Raw genomic sequence first — 2581 nt, forward strand, 5'->3', positions numbered from 1 at the left:
GCCGTCGTCTTCGCCAGGCTGTTCGCGCCGAGCTTCCTTGACCTCGGCGTCGTCACGTCGGTGATCCTCTGCATTCTTCTCGGTGTGTTGATCGGTCTCGTCAATGGCGTGCTCGTTACCATCCTGAAAGTGCCTGCATTCATCGCCACCCTGACGATACTTTTCATCGGCCGCGGCTTCGTGCTGGCGCTCACTCACGGGCAGGCGATCTACTATCCTGCCAAGGCGACCGGCTATCCGCTTTTTTTTCACCTCGGCGAGACTAACCTCCTCGGCTTCAACAACCAGGTCGTGATCTTCGTTGTCGTCGCAGTGATCGGCGCCTATGTGCTCGCCAAGACGCGCTGGGGCTACGAGACCTTCGCCACCGGCGGCAACGAGCAGGCCGCGTCCTATGCCGGCATCCCGACCAACTGGGTGCGCATTCGAGCTTACCTGATCTCCTCGCTCTGCGCGGCGCTTGCCGGCCTGATGTCAGCTGCCCAGGACAAGGGCGTGACGCCGCTCTACGGCGTCAGTGGTGAGCTGACCGTCATTGCCGCCGTGATCATCGGCGGCGCCTCGATCCTCGGCGGCCGCGGCCGGGTCGCCGGATCCTGCCTTGGCGCCCTGCTGGTGGTGCTGCTCGACAAGGTGTTGCGCGAGGGCTGGCCGATCATGCGCACCATCAAGATCGGCGACGAGGAGATCACGGTCAACGCCGTTTTCTCGCTGCCGGTCGGCGCGGTGCCGGTGTTCCTCGGACTGCTGCTCGTCGTGGCGGTGCTCATCGAGCCTTATCTCATCCGCCGCCAGGTGGCAGGGCGCCTCTGGGCCTGGCTCCGCGGCCGGCCACCGCCACCGGCCTACGAGATCGGTGGCATCGCGATCGAGGGAGTGCAGACCAAGGGGGCAATGGCGACCGACATGGCGCTGTCGGCCACCGGGTTCGGCAAGTTCCTCGCCCGGCGCGACGCGCTCGCCATCATCTTGACCGTGCTCCTGTGGCTGACCGGCCTCGCGCTCCGGCCGGACTACTGGTGGAACCTGTCCAACAGCTTCGCGATCCTGCTCAACTATACCGAGCTTGCGCTGATCACCATCGGGCTCACCTACGTCATCGCCGCCGGCGATATCGATCTCTCCGTCGGGGCGGTGCTCGCCCTCGCCGGCAGCACCGCCGCCTATTTTCTCAAGGTTCTCGGCGCCGACCCCGTGACCGCGGTGGCGATGGGCCTGCTCGCGGGCATGTGTGCCGGCCTCGTCAACGCGATCGTCACCGTCGGCTTCAAGCTGCCGGCCTTCATCGCCACGCTCGGCATGTTCTACATCGCCCGCGGCCTCGCCGCCTGGTTCGTCGCCGGGCAGCAGCTCACCGGCTGGCCCGAGGGCTACAACCTGCTCGGCCGCAAGGTGAACGACATCCTGCTGCACTACCGCATCTCGCTGCCGGACGGGCTGATGCGCTCGACCGCCGAGGTGGTGAGCGTCCAGACCATCTGGATGCTGGTCGTCGCCGTCATTGCCGGCGTCGTGCTCGCCTATATGCCGTTCGGGCAGAAGGTCTATGCGACCGGCGGCAACATTCGCGCCGCCGCCTATGCCGGGATCAACACCAACCGGGTGCGGTTTCTCGCGCTTATGCTGGCGGCGCTCTGCGCGACAATGGCCGGGATCATCAACGTCGCCTACTTCCGCAGCTTCAACCCGGTGGCCGGCCAGTTCCGCGAGCTCGACGCCATCGCTTCGGTGATCATCGGCGGCGGTTCGATCTTCGGCGGCTACGGCACCGTGATCGGGGCGCTCGCCGGGGCGGCGGTGATCACCCTGATCCGGGCGCTGCTGCAGCTCAATGTCCAGGGCTTCACCATGCCGCAGCACTGGATCAACGTCTTCATCGGCGGCATCCTGATCGTGGCGGTGCTGATCGACATCTGGGTGCGCCAGGCCAACATCTTCGGCCGCCTGCGGGCGCGCCTCGCACGGCGCACAAGAACAGCGGAGACCACCCATGCGTGACCCGACCACGCCTGCACCGATCGTAGAAATGCGGGGCATCGAAAAAGCCTTCGGTGCAGTGCAGGCGCTCCGCAACGTCGACCTCGTGCTCTATCCCGGCGAGATCCTGGGCCTCGTCGGCGACAACTCGGCCGGCAAATCTACGCTGATGAAGATCCTGACCGGCGCCTACCAGCGCGACGCCGGCGAGGTTTTCGTCGCCGGGCAGCCGGTGCACTTCAAGAGCCCGCACGAAAGCCGCGATGCCGGCATCGAGATGATCTACCAGGATTTCGCTCTTTGCGGGAATATGGATGTCGGTCAGAACATCTTTCTTGGCCGTTGGCCGCGCAAGGGCCTTTTTGTCAATCGGCGGAAAATGTACGCGGAAGCCGACAGCGTGCTGAAGCGGCTCAAGGTCGACGTGAACTCCGTCTATCAAAAGGTCGAGAGCCTGTCAGGCGGACGCCAGCAATCTGTGGCGATTGCCCGCGCTATCTCCTTCCAGCCGCGCGTGGTGATCCTCGACGAGCCGACCGCCAATCTCTCGGTGATGGCGACCGAGCGGCTGCTCGAGACCATGCTGGAACTGAAAAAGCAGGGC

At 65.2% G+C, this 2581-nt stretch carries 2 protein-coding genes; both read left to right on the top strand.

Translation table 11 applies throughout. The annotated features are described in order from the left end of the window. Positions 1-1998, top strand: a 1998-nt coding sequence (locus tag EOA86_RS30165) for an ABC transporter permease (RefSeq protein ID WP_164892119.1), incomplete at its 5' end; no start/stop codon positions are given. After that, positions 1991-2581 (top strand): ATP-binding cassette domain-containing protein (locus EOA86_RS30170; protein WP_164892120.1); only part of this gene is annotated, 591 nt, incomplete at its 3' end. The genes EOA86_RS30165 and EOA86_RS30170, both read left to right, overlap by 8 nt.

This window comes from Mesorhizobium sp. M5C.F.Ca.IN.020.32.2.1 (genome assembly GCF_004023105.1).
Classification (GTDB): domain Bacteria; phylum Pseudomonadota; class Alphaproteobacteria; order Rhizobiales; family Rhizobiaceae; genus Mesorhizobium; species Mesorhizobium wenxiniae.